Consider the following 17,068-nt stretch of genomic DNA (forward strand, 5'->3'; position numbering starts at 1 on the left):
AGGCCTCCACCAGCCGGGGCATGTCCACGCGCTCCTGCAGGGCGAGGACTTCCCCAGGAGAGGTGCACGAGAGGAAGGGGGCGAGCAGTGCCTCCTTGTCACTGGAGGAGAAGTCGGGCCAGCCCGGAGGCACGGCCTGGCCTCCGCACGAGGGCGGCTCCTGGTGGGCAGGCCTGGCGCTGGCCACCTCGTACGCGGGCACCTCGCCCGAGCTCGCCAGGGCTGCATCCGGGCCCAGTCCGCGGGCGCTGCGGCGGCGGTGCAGCCGCTCCTGCTCGCCCGGCTTGGCGGAGAGGGCGTGTTCGCCCGCCTCCGTGGATGCAAGAGGAGGGGGCGCCTCGAGCGGGGGCGCAGTCGCCGCCGTGTCTCGCAACGTGGAGAGGGTGTGGGAGCCTTCCGCGGGGCTGCCACCCTGTCGCGGCGCCAGCGTGACGCAGCCGGTAGAGAGCAGCACGGCTCCCAGCAGCAGCGCCGCCCACCTGAGTGCCAGGGCCTCAGCGCGCATTGTCCACCCCCAGGCCCAGCGAGGCGTAGGCACCCGGGCGCAGCGTCCCGTCCGGCTTCGGGTGCAGCAGGGTGCCGCCCTCGGCCAGCGCGGACAGCTTGTGGCCGAAGCGCCAGCGCACCTGGCCCGAGTTCAGGTGGCGTGCCCCTGGTTGGCCCAGCCCCAGCGCCCGCCCATTCAGAGCCACCCCCAGAACCGGGGCGCCCAGGTTGAGACCGAAGGCCTCGCCGCCGTCCACCACCAGCATGGGCGTGAGTTGGGCGTAGCGCTCCGCTCCGCCCACCCCGCTGTTCGGCAGCAGCGCCAGCCCGGTGGCCTCCAGGCGCGTCAGGTAGCGCCACGTGGCGAACGAGGCCGGCGGGGGAGACTCGCCGTCGGGCGAGGGAGGCTCCATTGCCCCTCCCAGTGCCGGCCAGAGCCACAACAGCAGCACGGCCAATGGGTGAGCCCTCATCGTGTGCGCCCTCTAAAAGCGCCCCCAGGCGGTGACGCGCAAATATGAGGCAGCGGAGCCTCACGTCCGGCCCGGTCCATGACGCCGTGGCTCAGGCCTCCGTCAGGATACGGTGCCGGTAGAGCTCCAACAGAATGTCTTCGTGCAGGTCCGCCTGCTTCTCCTTGCGCAGGCGCTGGCGGACGGCGGCCACCGGCTCCCGGCCCGTGAACTCCACCAGGAGCGAATACGCCACGCCCGGCAGCGCGACGGCGTCGTACTCGCTGTAGGCCCCCAGCGCCACGCTTCCGTCCGCGAGCCACTTCACGGTGGCCTCGGGATTGAGCTTGAGCACCCCCGGCAGCTCGGGCGCGACCGCGTCCCGGTGGCTCTTCTCCAGCACCTTCAGCTCGATGACTCCATCCAGGCCGAGGATCTTCTCCACCTGCTCCGGCGACAGCACCCGGACGGCGTCGAAGCAGGCCCGGTAGAACTCGGGCTCACGGCCCGCCCACCGGCGCCACAGCGCGGCGTACTCCTTGTCCGGCAGGGGCTTGTCGTCGAGGTCCTCGACGGTCGGCGTCTCCGCCAGGTCCGGCTTGTCCTTCCCGGCCAGGATGTACTCGGGCAGCAACTGGAGCACCGCGTAGCGCGAGAGCTGGATCTCCGCGAGCGCCAGGTACGTCTTGAACGTCATCCAGAGCTTCCGCCCGTCGGCGCCCGCCACGTACTTGCAGAAGAACGTGGAGCACACGGCCTCGCGGTAGGGCCAGATGGTACAGCCACCATGCTCCAGCTCGTAGTACGGACAGCGCATGGAGGCGGCCCGGCCGAAGAACTGGCGCGAGTTGCGGTAGAGCAGGTTGTACCGGGCCGAGGGCCGGACCCACTGGGGCGTCACCCCCATGCGGCTGGCGATCTTCTCGCCCATGCGCCGCCGCCCCTCGCCCAGCTCGTCGCGCGTGTCGGACAGGAGCGCTCCCACCAGATAGTTCGGCAGCTTGGGGTAGTAGGTGCAGCACTTGGTGTCCGGCCGGAAGAGGCGGCTCACTCCGTCCACGGACTCCACGGACCCCGAGGCCGAGGACGGGCACATGGCGCACGAGTCACATGTGGCCTTCGTCTCGGCGGGAATCTCCTTCCGGAAGAAGTCGGGGAGGATGTCCCGGTAGAGGACCGGCAGGCTGTCGAGCATCTGGGGCATGGGCGCGAACTCCGCTCGTGTGTGGGCTCGGGCTCAGGAGACGAGCCGGAGGATGATCATCACGCTCAGGGCCAGCGAGCAGAGCCCGCCGATTCCAAAGCTCAGCGAGCGCCACGGCTGCATGGCCTTGACGTAGGCGATGCTGTGCACCACCCGCGCGGCGGTGAAGGCGATGAGGCAGATCTGCAGACCCAGCGGCGGCGCCCCGGCCAGCACGGCGATGAAACCGAGGATGAGGAAGACCGGGATGTTCTCCAGGTCATTGCGGTGGGCGCGCAGCACGCGCTCCACCTCGGGGTGCTCGGCGTTGACGAGCTGGGCGCCGAAGCGGGCCGCGTCCTCGGCGTTCAACGCCACCTTGAGGCGGGCGCGCGTCCGGGCGGTGGCGATGCCCACCGCCTGCATCTTGATGACGAGGACAATGGCGCACAGGGCATAGAGACGGAAGCCCGGCAGGGACAGCAGGAGATTGGAGGACAGCTCGGGGAAGAGGTTGTTCATGGCGTGGGGAGTGGGCGCTCTGGGGAGGGCCCTTGCTCCCGCCATCTACCAGCAGCACGGGCGTTTGGACAGCGACGCCCCCGGCCGCAAGTCCCCGAACTTCCAGGCATACCAGCAGTGCCTTGACGGCGGGGCCCGGCTTGTCCAATTTGCCCCGCCTCATGCCAGTCCTCAGTGGTGCAGTGACCTTCTCGCGCTTCCGATCCGAACCGGCCGGAGACGCCCCTTCCGATACGAAACGCTGGCTCGCCAAGGGCCTGAAGTCCGGAGCCTTCGAGCCCATCGATCTCAAGAAGACCGAGGACGAGCGCGCGGTGGGCTTCGTGGAGCTGGAGAACCAGGACTCCACGAACTTCGCCACCGGCAGCGTCCTCTATGGCGAGTACGCGCTGTTCGGCTTCCGCGTGGACACCGTCAAGATTCCCGCGGCCGTGCTCAAGGCCGAGCTGGGCAAGTGGGCCACCGCCTTCGAGAAGCAGAACGGCCGGGCGCCCACCCGGGGTGAGAAGGCCGAGAACCGCGCCTCCATCCGCCACATGCTGCGCCAGCGCGCCGTGCCGGTCACCAAGGTGCACGACGTGAGCTGGAACCTGAAGACGAACCAGGTGCAGCTCTGGGCCGCCTCGCGCAAGGTGGTGGACGAGATCCTCCTGGCCATGGAGACGGCCTTCGAGGTGAAGCTCCAGGCGCTGGTGCCCGCGACCCTGGCGGCGAGCGCTGGCATCGCCGACGACGCGCTCCTGCCCACACCGGAGCTCATCGGCATGGAGATTTCCAAGGGAGAGATTCCCAGCAGCGAGGTGACCCATGGGGAAGCGTGAGCAGGCCATGGCCGAGGCGGCCTTCATGCGGCGCGACACCGGTATCGACGGTGCCGCCACCGAGGAGGACACGCGAGACGAGGCCGAAATCGAACGCGACAAAGCGCGCGAGCAGTTGCTGCGCGGCCGGGCCTACCTGGGCCGCGAGTTCCTCACCTGGCTCCTGTGGCGCTCGGAGTCGGGCGACGCGCTGGTGGACTTCGAGGGCACCGGGCTCGTCGTCCTCTACACCGGCCGCTGCATCCTCCGGGGCGTCAACGGCGACGTCACCGAGCTGTCCGCCCGGGGCGCGCTCGCCCCCTACTCGGAGAACGTGAGGCACTCGCTGGATCGCGGCCTGCTCATCCACCAGGCGCGGCTGAAGCTCACCCACGGAGAGAAGGTGTACGAAGTGACGCTGGACGCCGAGTTCCTCGACATCCGCGCGGCGAAGCTGCCGGAGCTGATGGCCGAGGAGGAGGATGACCGGCTGCTGGAGCGGCTCTACCTCACCGAGCAGCTCTCCGCGATGGTGGACACGCTGGTGAAGGCCTTCCTCGAGGTGCGCGCGAGCCGCAACTGGGGCAAGAAGGTCGTCCCGACGATGAAGAGCTGGATGAAGGGCGAGGACGACGACGCCCCCAAAGCCAGCAAGGTGCAGCTGGCGCGCGCCGCCCGCGGCTGAGCTGACTCGAGGCTTCCATGGCCCCCTCCCCTGCCCGCCTCACCTTCTTCTGTGAGCTGGGAGCGGGGCCGCTGGAGGCCCTCTTCGCCCACCCGGCCGTCGTCGAGCACCTCCTGGCGCTGCGAGCCAGCGTCAGCCTCGGGGTGCTCGACCTCGGCCCGGAGCGGGCCGGCGTGGTGCGCCGGTTGAACGAGGCCGGTGTGCCTGTCGTCGCCTGGCTGCTGCTGCCCGAGGCGGAGGGCTACTGGTTCCACCAGGGCAACGCGCCCCAGGCCACGGCCCGCTACGAGGCCTTCCGCGCCTGGACGGCCGCGCAAGGCCTGCGGTGGGACGGCGTGGGCCTGGACATCGAGCCGGACATCCACGACCTGCGGCGTGCGCTGGAGAGCCGGTGGCGCATGCTGCCCGCCCTGCTGCCCCGGCTGAGGCGCGGCGGGGCGCTGCGCGAGGCCCGGGCCGGGTATGGCGCCCTGATGGCCCGCATCCGCGAGGACGGCTACCGGGTGGACAGCTACCAACTCCCCTTCATCGTGGACGAGCGCCGGGCGGGCTCCACCCTGCTCCAGCGCCTCAGCGGCGTGCTGGATGTGCCCGCTGACCGCGAGGTGCTGATGCTCTACACCAGCCTGGTGCGGCCCCACGGACCCGGGATGCTGTGGAGCTACGGGCCGGACGCGCGCTCCGTGGGGGTGGGCGTCACCGGTGGCGGCGTGGACGTGCCGGGCCTCATCGACGTGCCCCCACTGGACTGGGAGGAGCTCGCCCGGGACCTGCGACTGGCGCGGCGGTGGACGGAGGACATCCACGTCTTCAGCCTGGAGGGCTGTGTGCGGCAGGACTTCCTCGCACGGCTCCGGGACTTCGACTGGCTGGGAGCAGTGGAAACACCCCCACCGTCAGCCCGACGCGTGAACTGGCTGCGCCGGGCGGTGGGCCCGGTGCTGCGGCTCGGAACGGAAAGAGGAGCGGCGGGCCACGCGCGGCAGGAACAGGATGAAGCATGAGCCCTTTCCGGGCGCACTCTCCACTTCGATGTGACCGCCCTGCCCGGTGAGCTTGTGCTCGCCCCCCACTGCCGCTACTGGACGAGCCGGCGGATGTCGCCGCAGGCGATGTACGAGCTGCCGTTGCCGGTGGTGATGATCTCGTCCACCACGTACAGCACGTTCTCCTCGCGGATGTCGCGCGGGAAGCGGATGTTGAGGTCGGGGTCGTAGCCATCCGAGACGACGCGGGCGCGCAGCTTGCTGCCCTCTTTGATGCACTGGACGATGACGCCGGTGCCCACGGTGTTGGTGGTGGGCAGGTCCGCCGCCGAGCCCGCCGTCACCTTCGAGGCCGTGGGCTTGGCCTTCTTCACGGGGGCCGCACCGGCCGCACGCGCCGCGCGCTCCTGCCCGGGGAGCACCAGCCGCTTGATGGTGCCCACCACGCGGTAGAAGGAGCCATCCCCCGAGGGCTCCAGCTTGTCCACCACGTACGAGACCCCCTCCTCGCGCGCGCTCCGGGGGAACTGCACGTTGAAACTCGAGTCATAACCCTCCGAGGTGGCGTGGATGCGCAACTTGCCGCCCTCACGCACGCACTGGAGAACGACGCCCGCGCCCGCGCTGGACACCGCCTCCAGGCTGTCCGCCGAACCGCCCGCCGTCCCGCGCAGCGCCAGGTCTCCACGGCTGCGCGTGCCCGCCTGGTAGGACTGGTCCCTCAGCTCCTTGCGGATGACGGAGTCATACTTCCTCGACTCCAGGCGCTGCGCGTAGTGCGCGAGCTGCTCTACCTCCTCGGCGATGTCATAGGAGGCCTTGTCCAGATGGGCGGAGAGATCGGCGATGACCTGGCGCAGCCGCTGCGAGGCCATGGTGAAGTCGCCCTTGTCGGCGAGCTCGACGGCCTGGTCCTTGACGCGGGCGATGCGCAGGCGGTTCGTCTGGGCCAGCACGTTCTTGTCCGCGGACACCGCCGCCGACTCCGAGGCCGCCGCCAGCTGGGCGACGATGGGAACCTCGCCGGAGATCTCCCGGACGGCCCCGTCCACCACCGCCTGAGCGCGATACACCAGCGTGGCCAGCGTCACCGGACCTGCCGCCGCGCCCGCGTCCACGGACAGCTCCGCTGCCAGCTGCCGCTCCTCGGTGGCATACACATCCCCCAACCCCACCGCGACCTCCTGGCCCCGGGACTCGAAGCGGTAGCGGTTGAGCACGCTCGCGACCTTCACCGTGGCCGCCGGCTTGATGGTCACCTCGAGGTTCTGCGCGACGATGGAGCCGAGTCCCTCCATCTCGATGCGGAATACGCCCTCGGCATCCTCGGGCGTCTGGATGTAATAGAAGTGCCCCTCACCGGCGTTGGCCATGCCGATGAGCAGGTCCTCGTTGAAGTTGGAGCCAAAGCCGAGCGTGGTGGTGATGACGCCGGCGTCGGACTTCTGGCGGGCCGTGGAGATGAGCGCCTGGTGATCCGTGATACCCGCGTTCGCCTGGCCGTCCGTGAGCAGCAGCACGCGGTTGATGCGCTCGCTGGCCTTGTTGGCTTCCACGTGCTCGATGCCCTTCAACCAGCCGCCGCTGAGGTTGGTGCACCCGCCCGCGCGCACCTGGGAGAGCACCGAGCCGATGGCCGCCTTGTCCGTGACGCGCGTGGGCTTGAGCACCGAGTGCACCGCGTCGTCATAGGTGACGATGGAGAGCCAGTCCTCGGGCCGCATCCGCTCCACGAGCTGCCGCGAGGCCTGGAGGGCGTGCTTCAGCGGAACGCCCGCCATGGAGCCCGAGCGGTCGATGACGAGGCTGAGGTTGAGCGAGCGCTGGGTGGAGGCCTCTGGAGCCTCCGCCTTGAAGGACACCAGCAGGTCGACCTTGGACGACGTACCGACGGGGAGCACCGGACGGCTGAGCGTATAGGAAGCCTTCATGAACAGGCCCTTTCGTGAAGTACGCGAGGCAGCCTAGTCTCACCCTCTGTCATGCGTCACCTCTGGCCGACCCGCCCTACTACGTTGGCCTGCACGGATAAGGAGATGGGGGCTCCATGATCTGTCTGGCCTGTGCCGAGCTACGCGATGGGAATGGCGACGAGACCTGTCCGAGCTGCGGCGTCAGACTCCTCCCCGCGACGGCGGAGCACCTGGACATGCTCGTCCAGGAGAAGCTGAAGCGGAGGATCGCCGACTGGCACGCCACGCGGCTGCTCGACCAGCGAACCGCGTCCCGGCTCACCGAGTCCCTCGAAGGCGCGCTCGCGGCGAGCGTCGTCGCGGTGCCGCTGCTCGAGGATGCGAGTGCCCTGGAGCAGCGGGCAGATGCGATCGCCGGGAAGCTCGAGGAGCTCGAGGACTGGCGCCCCGGCTGGGGCCAGGCGTTCTTCCGGGCGCTGGAGGACGCGGCCCGGGAGGAGCGCGAGTCCGAGGCGCGGCGCACGCGGAGCCCGGAGGACGACGAGGACGGCATCGGGCTGGCGACGGACTCGGGGCAGGCGCTGTTCAGCCGCGTGGACGCGGGCGCGCTCGGGGGCGGGCTGGATGCCATGGTGGCACTCGATGACTCCGAGGACGGTGCGCGCGGTGTCGCGCCGAAGCTGCAGGAGTACGTCTGGTGGTTTCTCGGCGCGGTGCTGGTGCTCGGCGGCTCTCTCATGGGCGTGCGCGAGGCGTGGCGGGCGCTCGGAGGCGTGCCACGGCAACTGCTCGTCACGGGCGCCCTCTTCGCCTACCACGCGGCCTTCATCGGGCTCGGGGTGTTCCTCGCCCGGCGCTCGGCGTCCGCGGGGAGGGTGCTCGCGAGCATCGGCCTCGCGCTGCTGCCCGTGGTCTTCGTCGCGCTGTCCGCCCTCGTGGGCCTGCACCCGGCGATCGGCTGGCCCGTATCGGCCGGAATCGCCGCCCTCGCCCTGCTCACGCTGAAGCCCACGGGACGCCTGTTGTATGGGGCCTCCACGGTGTCGCTCGGGGTGGCGCTGCTGCCCTCTCTGCTGGCGGGGCTCCCCTTGATGGCGCTGGAGGATGCGCCCTGGCCACGCACCCTCTGTGCCTTCGCGGGTGTGGCGGCGCTCGGAGCTTCCGCGTGGAGGGCCGGGCGTGAAAAGTCGAGCCAGGCCGGGCTCTCCGTCCTCTCCTCCAGCCTCTATGGAGCGGCCGCCCTGGCGGTCTTCTCGGTCGCGAGCGCGCCGGCGGGCTTCGATGCGCTCTCACCGGGCGACCCGCTCTTCGCCGGGATGACGCTCTGGGCGATGGCGCTCGCCGCGGTGCTCGCGGGTGTGGCGGCACGACCGGCGGTGCGCGAGGCACATCCCCAGGCAGCCCCCGCGGTGGAGACGATCGCGCACGCGGTGGTGGCCTGCGGAGCGCTCGCCGGAGCGGTCTCGGCCTTCGCTGTGTCACCTGGAGCGGGCCCGTGGGACGCCGCCAGCGTCGTCTCGGCCTTCACACCAGGGGCCGCGGCGCTGATCTTCTTCATGCACGAACCCCGGCGCCGGGCACTGGCCCATCCGGCGGTGCTCACCCTGGCGCTGACCGGCGTGCTGCTCGCGCGTCTGGAGCGGCCCGCCGAGCCGGGCTGGTGGATGGTGGGGCTCGCCGCCGTGGGAGCGGGCCTGATGGCCGTGGCCCGGGTGAGCAAGCAGGGCCCGCTGCGGCCCTGGCTCCTGACCTGGGGCGTGGTGCTCTCGGTGGCCTCGCTGCCACTGACCTCGTGGGCGACGTCGGCGTGGAGCTCGGAGACGCGATGGCCGGAGGCGGCGGCGGGCGCGCTGGTGGCCCTGGCCGCGCACCTCACGGGCGGCTACCGCTGGAGGGGCCTGCACTACCTGGGAGGCATCGCGCTCTTCTTCGGGACCCAGGGAGCCATCGCCGCCACCGGTGTGGACGCGATGACCTGGACGCTGCTGGCCCTGCTCACGCTGGCGTCGGGTCTCTACGCCGTGACGGGGTTGCTCCAGGAAGCGTGGATGCGACGGACCGGGAAGACGGACGACCTCCTCCCGCTGGATGACCTCTCCCTCGCCGCTGCCACGCTGGGAGTCCTGCTCGCCATTCCCAGGGCGCAGCTCGGCTTCGACGGCGGGGAAGACTTCATGCCGCGCAGCCTCCTCACGGGCGTGCTCGCCGTGGATCTCGCGCTCTGCTGCGCGCCCACCCTCCTCGCCTCGGTGCTCCTGCTACTGCGCGTGAGACGGGAGCGCAGCCGGCTCGTCAGCACCCTGGCCGCATGGGGGCTCGCGCACTCGGCCGTGTTCTTCGTCCTGCAATCGAACGCGAACACGAGCCTGGCCGGCCGAGCCTTGCTCTTCTCGAGCCTGGCGCTCGGCCTCTCCGGCATCGCGGCGCTGCGTGGACGAGGAGACGGAGATTCCGCTCCAGCCCCTCGAGGCCGGCGGCTGCTCGGGTGGCTCCGGTTGCCATTCCCCGAGCAGGGCCGCCCGCTCTACACGGACGGTTTCGCCGCCGTGGCGTTCATGGCGGCCGTGCTCGTCCTCGTGGTCTTCGCGAACTGGATGTCATCCCCCGTGGAGGCCGAGCGTCCGGATGCCGTGCTCGCGGGCGCACTCCTCATCGGGAGCGCGGTGCTGGCGTTCGTGTCCCGAGGCTTCGTCACGTGGCGCCTGCGCGGGTCCGTGGGAACGCTCGCCGCCGCGGGGCTCTTCATCGCCCTCACCGCGGTGCTCAACCGGCTGGGACGTCCGCTGCCGCCCGACGTGGTCGCCCTGCGCCTGCCCTTCATCGGCGTGGGAATCTGGCTGCTGGCACTGGCCACCCGGCGCTTCGGGCCCTGGATCGGACGGCTCCTGGAGAACGAGCCCCATGGCCGGCTGTACCACCTCGTCCCGCACGCTGGCGTTGCCGCGCTGGGCGTGCTGCTCGCGGCCGAGGGCTGGATTGTCGGAGGACCCGTCCTGACCCGCGCGTTGACGGTGGTGCCTCCGCTCATGTTCCTGGGTGCCGCGCTCCTGGCGCTGCTGCTCGCGTTCTCCTTCCGGGCTCCGGGGCTCGCGAGCCTGGGCCTGTTGCTGGGGATTCCGGGGGCCGCGTTGTGGGCCGTCCATCGCACGGTGCTCGGACATGCGCTGGTGGCACTGGTGCCTCCGGGTGGACAGTGGGTGCGCGCGGAGTCCCTCGAGCTGGCCCGGAGCATCGGCTGGCTCGCGTCCGATGCGTGGCTGGCCCCCGGAGAGACCGTCGCCACGCCATGGTACAGGGCCTTCGCCGGCATCGCCGCCGCGGGGCTCGTCTATGCCGGCGCGGGACTGGTGCTGACCCGAGTCCAAGAGAAGTTCAACATCCTCCGAGCCCTCCTGTCCGGTGAGTCCAGCTCCTTCGGCCAACAGCTCACACGGGCCCTGCACCGGTGGTCGGGTATCGCGGCGGGACTCGTCTTCCTGGCGGCGTTCTTCCAGCCCGGGCTGGAGGCCGCCGTGCTCACCCTCGGGTCCGGACTCCTGCTGCTCGCCGGTCGGGCGCGCCCCCAGGGGCGCATGGTTCCGGGATTGGGCCTGCTCCTGGTCATCCACGCGCTGGCGCAGCGCGAGCCCACGGTGGGTGCCTGGCCCGGTCCCGTGCTCGCCCTCGTGGGGCTGTGCGTGGTGGCACTGAGCCCATGGGTGGCCCGCTGGCGGGGAATCGACGAGGGCAAGGCCCGCGCACGAGCCCAGCTGGGCGCCCTCTTCTACGCCCTGAACGCGGCGGTGTACGCCCTGGCGAGTGGCGGCAACACGCACCCGGTGCTCGCCGTTCCCATGCTCCTCCTGAATGTGCTCGATGGCCTCGGGGGAGCCTGGATGCAGTCCAGCGCCCTGCCGGTGACCACGGCGCTCCTCGCGGCCACGCTGTACGTGGGCGCATTCCAGTGGAAGGGCGCGCTCGCGAGGCTGGGCGCCTCATGGGCCACGACGCTGGCGGGAATCGCCGCGGTGACGGGCCTCGCGGTGGCGCTCAAGACGGGCGCGGCTGGCTCCGGGGAGCGGCTGACGTACGCGGCGCTCCTCGCGCTGCTCGGAACGGCGCTGGCGCTCTGCGTGTCGGGAGTCGCGGCGCTCGCGCACACCGCCAACCGGCTGCTCCGCACCCGGCGCGAGGACATCGCCCGGGGGCTCGCATGGGGCAGGGATCTGTGGCTGCTCGCGACGGGAGGACTGCTGGCGCTGGCGGCGGCGCAGATGGCGGTACCGGATGAGCGGGCACTCCCCCTGGCGAACGCGGCCATCGGCCTGGCGGTGGCGGTGTCGCTGCACTGCGCGTGGCGCGAGCGGACCGGCCGGCACGTGTACTTCGTGCAGGTGGCGGTGGTGGGCGTGTACGCGCTCGTGCGAGCCCTGTACGCCCGGGGCCTGCGTCCCGAGCACGATGCCCTCTTCGCCCTGGCACTCGGCTTCGTGCTGGTGGGCGTGACGGTGCTGGCGAAGCGGGCGGGCATTCCCCCGGTGGAACAGGCGACACGGCGGTTCGCGGCGCTGCTGCCCGTGGGCATGGCCCTGGTGCTCCCTGGCGAGGCCTCGGGCGAGGCCGCGCTGCTGGCGGGTGGCTCGGGCCTCCTGTACGCGGCCCTGGGCGCGGTGGAGCACAGCCGGCTGTTCGGCTCGCTCGCGGCCGCCGCCTGCAACGTGGCGCTCCTCATCGGCGCGCTCTCCCTGGACATGGATGGGCTCGAGGTGTACCTGGCGCCGCTCGGCCTGCTGCTGCTGATGCTGGGCCAGCTCTTCACGAGCAGCCTGCCGCGAGCGGCGAGGAACGCGGTGCGCATCGTGGGCGGCCTGCTGTTGTACGTGCCCGCGGCGGCGAAGCTGACGCTGCAGATAGGGCAGGCCTCGGACGGGACGTATGCCTTCGTGTTCGGCGCGGTGAGCCTGCTGGGCGTGGCGGCCGGAATGGCCCTGCACATCCGCGCCTACCTGGCGCTCGGGACGCTCTTCCTCACGCTGGACGTGGCGGCCACGCTCGTCCACGCGGGGTTGAGGGACCACCGCATCGGCTTCATGGTGATGACCCTCACGGGCCTCAGCATCGTGGGCGGCCGCGTGTTCGCCACCCTGCGCCGCAAGGAACTGGACCTGATGGTGCGGCGCGTGAGCGTCGCGCTCAGGGGCTGGGATTGAGCCCTCGCGCCGTCAGTGCATCCCGATACGGGAAAACACGGCGGCCACCACCCGGTCGCAACGCGGAGCCTGGAAGGAGAACACCTCCTCGAGCTGTCCACCGAGCCGGGCATCCAGCGCATCCCGGAGCATCGCCCGGGCCCGGTGGAGCCGCGTCCTCACCACCTCCTCGCTGACGGACAGCACCTCGGCAGTCTCCGCCGTCGACAGCCCGTCCACCTCGCGCAGCATGAGCACCATCCGGTAGGCGGCCGGCAGCGCGTCGATGGTGGACTCCAGCAGTTGCACGAGCTCACGCTCGGAGGTCTCCCGCTCGGGATCGGGCGAGTTGCGTTCCACCCACTTCATGGCTGCCTCCTGCTCCTCGTCCGCACCGCCATCGAGGGCGACCAGCCTGCTCCGCTTCCGCAAGCGCAGCAGCGCCTCATTCACCGCGATGCGGATGAGCCACGTCGAGAACTTCGCCATGCCCTTGAACTGCCCCAGGTGCGTGAACGCGAGGACGTAGGCCTGCTGCATCACGTCCTCGACCTCGGCCTCATCGGACAGCAGCGCGCGGACGGCCCGGTACACCCGCGCGTTATGGCGGCGCATCAGCACCTCGAAGAGCGCCGTCTCTCCCTCACGCACCCGGCGGGCGAGCTCCTCATCGGAGGGCGACCCCATGCCCGCCAGCCTGGCGCCCACCTCTTGCATCGTGTCCATGACCATCAGATGCGGCGGGCAGCAGGGACGTGACAACCCCTCGCGGTGTCACCACCTGCCACCCTCGCGACTCCCATCCCTGGCAGCCCTGGTGCTGCCGACCGATGGGAGGTCATCGACATGGATCGCCGTCTGAACCAATCCTGGTGGGCCCTGAAACTCGCGCTCGGCGTGGTGCCAATCGTCGCGGGGCTCGACAAGTTCTTCAATCTGCTGACGGACTGGCAGCAGTACCTCAGTCCCCTCGTCTCCCGAGTCATTCCCGCCAGCACCTTCATGCACGCAGTGGGAGTCATCGAGATCGTCGCGGGCCTGCTGGTGCTCTCGAGATGGACCCGCGTGGGCGCCTATATCGTCGCGGCATGGCTGGTGGGCATCGCCCTGAACCTGCTCACCACGGGGCACTACTTCGACATCGCGGTGAGGGACCTGGTGATGGCGGTGGGAGCCTTCACCCTCGGACGGCTCTCGGAGGTACGGGCGCCCGCCTCCGAGCAGGAGCGGCAGCGAAGCGAGATGCGGAGGCCCGCTCACGCCTGACGCGCGAAGTCCCCGAGGACGACGCGGGCTCGGCCCTCCATGGGGAGCTCATGCTCCTCCACGGAGGGAAAGCCGAGCTCACGCGCCAGGTCCGCGAGGTACCGCCGCCAGGGGTTGTACGGCATGCTGTTGTCCGAGCAGCACGGCACCACGGCAAAGGGGAGCCGGTGCTTCGCCGCGTACTCGATGATGATGCGCGTCGCCCCGTCCGGGTGCATGCCCACCAGCAGGTCGCACTCGCACGGCTCGTCCAGGGTGAACATACGCTGGGCGTAGCGCACGGGCAGATGCTTGTGGCGCAGGTCGAAGGTGGTGACCGTGCGCCCCAGCCGGGACAGGGCCTCGTTCAAGCGGCCCTGCCCTCCGGCGATGTCGTAGATGCGCGGAGCGGGAAAACGCTCGGTGAGGAACTGGGCGAAGAGGTCGAAACGGCGCTTGTCGGCCATGCCGCCTCTCTACACCAGGTCCGGTGTCTCGGATTCCCAACAGAGACCCTGTCCGCCCGGGTAGTATCAGTCCAGCAGGCAGGCAAGCGGGCTTCCCTGGGGTTCTGGCATTTCGCGGACAGAGATGACGAGGGCCGCCGGGGACAAGTGTTGCTCCTGGTCATCTCGCCCCGAGGGGGATTCCGCGCACCTGCCTCGCGCTGATATCAAGAAGTGAGAAAACCCCCACGGAGAAGCCAACCCATGAGTGTCATCGTCATTGGCGGAGGACTCAGCGGGATGGCGGTCGCCTTCCACATGCAGCAGCGGGGCGTGCCCGTGGTGCTGTTGGAACGGATGCCGCGGTTGGGCGGCAACATCCAGACGTACGTCCGGGATGGCTTCTTCCTGGAGAACGGGCCCAACAGCTTCTTCGATCGCGAGCCCGCCATGCGCGCGCTGGCGCGGGGCCTCGGAGTCGAGGACCTCATCCAGCCCGCGACCGGCGCGGCCCGGAAGCGTTACGTCTACACCCGGGGGCGGCTGCGAGCCTCGACGCGCACCGCGTCCACCATCTTCGGCTCGGAGCTCCTGCCGCTCGGCTCGCGCCTGCTGGGAGAGCTGTTCAGCTTCGGGGGAGAGCGCGAGCCGCTGAGCGTGAGCACCGTCCTGCCGGAGCTGGAGGAGCAGGAGCAGCCCACGCGCACCAGTGAGTCCCGGGCGAACCCGGTGGAGCCCCTCACGGGAGAGCTGTCTTCGTTCCGGGGAGGACTGCAGCGGCTGGTGGACGCGCTCGCCCGGCGCCTGGGGACGAGCGCCCACACGCACGCCCACGTGGAGCGGCTCACCCCGGTGCCGGGCGGAGGCTGGCGCGTGGGGGTGAGAACGAATGGGGAGCACACGGAGCTGGAGGCCTCGCAGGTGGCGGTGTGCACGCCGGCGCACACGGCGGCCCGGATCCTGAGCGAGCTGGACCCTGAGCTGGGAAACCTGCTGGAGGGCATCACCTACGCACCGATGGCGGTGGTGCACATGGGCTTCGCGCCCGAGTCCGTGCCGAGACCGAACGGAGCTGGCTTCCTGGTGCCCTCGAACGAGAAGCGGCGGCTGCTCGGGGCCAGCCACTCCTCCACGCTGTTCCCCTGGCGCGCCGAGGGGGAGCGGGTGCTCTACACGTGCATGGTGGGAGGGACGAGACAGCCGGAGCTGGCCTCGCTGCCGGCGGAGGAGCTCATCGCCCTGGTGAGGGAAGAGCTCGCGGACATCGCCGGAGTGCGCGCCGAGCCCGTGGTCACGGATGTGGTGCGCTGGCCGTGCGCCCTGCCGCTGTACACCGCGGACCATGCGGAGCGGCTGGCCGCCCTCGACCAGGCGGTGGCGCGCTGGCCGGGCCTGCACCTCACCGGCAATGCCTACCGTGGCATCAGCATGGTGGATTGCGTGCGCAACGCCGCCGTCCTCGCGGAGCAACTCACGCGCCATGCGCGGGCCACGTCTCCGGGTGCTTCGATAGGGATTGGCTCGCAGCAGCCGGACTGAGGACGACCCCGGCGCCACCTCGAGCCACCGGTTGCCCCAGCTTCTCCCTCCTGGGTAGAACGGGCCCCCATGTCACCTGAAGCCCCGCGCTCCAGGCGCACCTCACATCCCGAGCAGAGCCACGGCCTGTGCTGCACACTGCTGTGCCTGCTGCTGCTGGCTGGCGGCTGCGCAGGTGTGCCCGGCGAGGAGCAGGAGGAATCGACTCCCGAGGACCTGACGGCACTGGTCGCCCCCCCCCACGCCTCCGCCGACGACCTTTACTTCGAGGTGCTGCGCCTCCACGACAGAGGCTTCATCCCTCCTGGGCACTTCGACTCGCTGCGACGCTCCATCCATGAGCAGACCTGGGGCCTCCCTGAGCAGCAGGCTCGCGAGACGTGCCGCACCCTCCTCCTCTCCTTTCTGAGGCGCACCCTCCGGGAGTCGAGCAGCGGGGAGCGCTCTGGAGAGCTCGCGGCCGAGTTGGAGGTGCGCGGCCACGCTCGGCGGATGTACCAGGCCGGCGTGCGCGAGGCCCAGCAATACGCCGAGGCCACGGTGCTGCTGGCCGGCGTCCTGGGCATACCCACCAGCAAGGGCGAGGCGGTGTTGATGGTGGCGACGGCCGGACGCGGCTTCGTGCTCGTCAAGCTGAAAATGGCACTCAAGCGCGTACCGCTGCTGCTGCGCGAGCTGAGGGGCGCGGAAGAGGTAGTGCAGTGGGCGAGCAAGCATGGGCACCGGGTGCAACACCTGGCGGACGAGGCAGCCTTGCGTGCGGCGGTGAAGGCGGAGGGGGGAGAGCTCACCGAGGCGGCAACCGCCCTGCTGAACAAGTCCGCGGTGCAAGGGGCAGCTACCCGGGAGGTGGCCACGCAGGTAGCGCGGGTGTGGCTCTCCTCGCGCCGGAGCGCGGACGAGGTGGCCGTGCTGGCACGAGCCGCCATGCACTCGAGTCATGAGCGGGCGGCGGAGGTAGAGGCGCTATGGCGGCGCGTGGCTGGGGGAGGCATTCTCGGCGAGAGCGAGTGGACACGGCTCGAACAGGTGGCACAGCAGGTGGACAAGCCGCTGCGGGAAGCGGCCGAGGCGCTGCGAGCCGGCAAGCAGGTGCCATGGCTCGGGCTGCGGGCCATGGAGGGCGGGCGCCGAATGGAGCTGGGCAGCGCCGAGCACCAGGCCCAGTGCTGGCTGGAATACCAGTTGCGCAACTCCGAGCGCTTCAAGGAGTTCTCCTACCAGGTGGATGAGACCTGGCTGCGCAAGTACCGAGCGATCATGGCCAACAAGCCCCAGGGGGACGGCTTTGAGCTGCTGGTGCTGCAGACCCGGGGTTACGAGAAGAACGTGCGGCTCGTCATGCCCCCGCCGGGTACCCTGGGCGATGGCTTCGTCCCGGATGCATTCAAGGAGCAGGTTGAGCACCTGGTGTGGGGGCGGCCCTACAAGTTCGTCGAGGTCAAATCCTGGAACGAGTTGTCGATGACCGGCAACGTCAAGGCCATGATCGATTATATAGACAAATACGGAGGCTACTTGGAGCTGTGGGTCCGCTCTCCCGCGCACTCCTCCGGCCCTACCCATCTTTCGGTTCCATTGAAGAGAGCCATGGAACGTCTCAGGGGCAGAGGCCTGGGCAACTTGGAACTCTATCCCTGACA

General features: G+C 70.3%; 12 protein-coding genes and 2 pseudogenes. 7 read left to right on the forward strand and 7 right to left on the reverse strand.

Features of this window, described 5'->3' with window-relative positions; genetic code table 11:
• The 4 genes and pseudogenes from DAT35_RS42835 to DAT35_RS42850 all read right to left on the reverse strand — a co-directional run.
• Positions 1–505, reverse strand: a pseudogene (locus DAT35_RS42835) (hypothetical protein); the annotation flags it as partial.
• Positions 495–698 (reverse strand): annotated as a pseudogene (locus DAT35_RS61355) (hypothetical protein); the annotation flags it as partial. The pseudogenes DAT35_RS42835 and DAT35_RS61355, both read right to left, overlap by 11 nt.
• Before the next feature lie 352 nt (positions 699–1,050).
• Positions 1,051–2,142 (reverse strand): hypothetical protein, encoded by a 1,092-nt coding sequence (locus tag DAT35_RS42845; protein ID WP_108075107.1) that lies wholly within the window; start codon positions 2,140–2,142, stop codon positions 1,051–1,053.
• A 33-nt stretch (positions 2,143–2,175) separates the two neighbouring features.
• Entirely contained in the window at positions 2,176–2,643 is a 468-nt protein-coding gene (locus DAT35_RS42850; protein WP_158502119.1) for an MAPEG family protein, read from the reverse strand.
• 161 nt (positions 2,644–2,804) lie between these two features.
• On the opposite strand from DAT35_RS42850, the gene rdgC reads away from it, so the two are divergent.
• Genes rdgC through DAT35_RS42865 form a run of 3 tightly spaced genes read left to right on the forward strand, consistent with a single transcriptional unit; the run spans position 2,805 to position 5,132 of the window.
• A complete protein-coding gene (rdgC, locus tag DAT35_RS42855) occupies positions 2,805–3,464 on the forward strand; it encodes a recombination-associated protein RdgC (protein WP_108075109.1) in 660 nt (219 codons plus the stop codon).
• Positions 3,451–4,128 (forward strand): hypothetical protein, encoded by a 678-nt coding sequence (locus DAT35_RS42860; RefSeq protein WP_108075110.1) that lies wholly within the window; start codon positions 3,451–3,453, stop codon positions 4,126–4,128. Before rdgC ends, DAT35_RS42860 begins: the two co-directional genes overlap by 14 nt.
• Before the next feature lie 17 nt (positions 4,129–4,145).
• Positions 4,146–5,132, forward strand: coding sequence for a hypothetical protein (locus DAT35_RS42865; protein ID WP_108075111.1), 987 nt, complete (start codon positions 4,146–4,148; stop codon positions 5,130–5,132).
• A 74-nt stretch (positions 5,133–5,206) separates the two neighbouring features.
• Here the strand turns inward: DAT35_RS42865 and DAT35_RS42870 are convergent, their stop codons facing one another.
• A complete protein-coding gene (locus DAT35_RS42870) occupies positions 5,207–7,045 on the reverse strand; it encodes a VWA domain-containing protein (protein ID WP_108075112.1) in 1,839 nt (612 codons plus the stop codon).
• 116 nt (positions 7,046–7,161) lie between these two features.
• Between DAT35_RS42870 and DAT35_RS42875 the strand changes: the two genes are divergently transcribed.
• Complete coding sequence (locus DAT35_RS42875) at positions 7,162–12,216, forward strand: hypothetical protein (RefSeq protein WP_108075113.1); 5,055 nt, start codon at positions 7,162–7,164, stop codon at positions 12,214–12,216.
• 12 nt (positions 12,217–12,228) lie between these two features.
• On the opposite strand, the gene DAT35_RS42880 is transcribed toward DAT35_RS42875, so the two are convergent.
• On the reverse strand, positions 12,229–12,921 hold the full coding sequence (locus DAT35_RS42880; RefSeq protein ID WP_108075285.1) for an RNA polymerase sigma factor: 693 nt from the start codon (positions 12,919–12,921) through the stop codon (positions 12,229–12,231).
• Positions 12,922–13,041: 120 nt separating this feature from the next.
• On the opposite strand from DAT35_RS42880, the gene DAT35_RS42885 reads away from it, so the two are divergent.
• Positions 13,042–13,461, forward strand: a complete 420-nt coding sequence (locus DAT35_RS42885) for a DoxX family protein (RefSeq protein ID WP_108075114.1) — start codon at positions 13,042–13,044, stop codon at positions 13,459–13,461.
• On the opposite strand, the gene DAT35_RS42890 is transcribed toward DAT35_RS42885, so the two are convergent.
• A complete protein-coding gene (locus DAT35_RS42890) occupies positions 13,452–13,907 on the reverse strand; it encodes a hypothetical protein (protein WP_108075115.1) in 456 nt (151 codons plus the stop codon). The two genes, DAT35_RS42885 and DAT35_RS42890, sit on opposite strands and share 10 nt — an antisense overlap.
• 243 nt (positions 13,908–14,150) lie before the next feature.
• On the opposite strand from DAT35_RS42890, the gene hemG reads away from it, so the two are divergent.
• Positions 14,151–15,425 (forward strand): protoporphyrinogen oxidase, encoded by a 1,275-nt coding sequence (gene hemG, locus DAT35_RS42895; protein WP_108075116.1) that lies wholly within the window; start codon positions 14,151–14,153, stop codon positions 15,423–15,425.
• 69 nt (positions 15,426–15,494) lie between these two features.
• Positions 15,495–17,066: a hypothetical protein gene (locus DAT35_RS42900; RefSeq protein ID WP_108075117.1), complete on the forward strand. Its 1,572-nt coding sequence runs from the start codon at positions 15,495–15,497 to the stop codon at positions 17,064–17,066.
• The last annotated feature ends 2 nt before the right edge of the window (positions 17,067–17,068 follow it).

The sequence above is a fragment of the Vitiosangium sp. GDMCC 1.1324 genome (assembly GCF_003044305.1).
GTDB lineage: Bacteria > Myxococcota > Myxococcia > Myxococcales > Myxococcaceae > Archangium.

Coding starts and splice junctions, on each gene's coding strand:
- DAT35_RS42845 (WP_108075107.1), bottom strand. CDS start 2,142: ATGCCCCAGATGCTCGACAGCCTGCCGGTCCTCTACCGGGACATCCTC.
- DAT35_RS42850 (WP_158502119.1), bottom strand. CDS start 2,643: ATGAACAACCTCTTCCCCGAGCTGTCCTCCAATCTCCTGCTGTCCCTG.
- rdgC (WP_108075109.1), top strand. CDS start 2,805: ATGCCAGTCCTCAGTGGTGCAGTGACCTTCTCGCGCTTCCGATCCGAA.
- DAT35_RS42860 (WP_108075110.1), top strand. CDS start 3,451: ATGGGGAAGCGTGAGCAGGCCATGGCCGAGGCGGCCTTCATGCGGCGC.
- DAT35_RS42865 (WP_108075111.1), top strand. CDS start 4,146: ATGGCCCCCTCCCCTGCCCGCCTCACCTTCTTCTGTGAGCTGGGAGCG.
- DAT35_RS42870 (WP_108075112.1), bottom strand. CDS start 7,045: ATGAAGGCTTCCTATACGCTCAGCCGTCCGGTGCTCCCCGTCGGTACG.
- DAT35_RS42875 (WP_108075113.1), top strand. CDS start 7,162: ATGATCTGTCTGGCCTGTGCCGAGCTACGCGATGGGAATGGCGACGAG.
- DAT35_RS42880 (WP_108075285.1), bottom strand. CDS start 12,921: ATGGACACGATGCAAGAGGTGGGCGCCAGGCTGGCGGGCATGGGGTCG.
- DAT35_RS42885 (WP_108075114.1), top strand. CDS start 13,042: ATGGATCGCCGTCTGAACCAATCCTGGTGGGCCCTGAAACTCGCGCTC.
- DAT35_RS42890 (WP_108075115.1), bottom strand. CDS start 13,907: ATGGCCGACAAGCGCCGTTTCGACCTCTTCGCCCAGTTCCTCACCGAG.
- hemG (WP_108075116.1), top strand. CDS start 14,151: ATGAGTGTCATCGTCATTGGCGGAGGACTCAGCGGGATGGCGGTCGCC.
- DAT35_RS42900 (WP_108075117.1), top strand. CDS start 15,495: ATGTCACCTGAAGCCCCGCGCTCCAGGCGCACCTCACATCCCGAGCAG.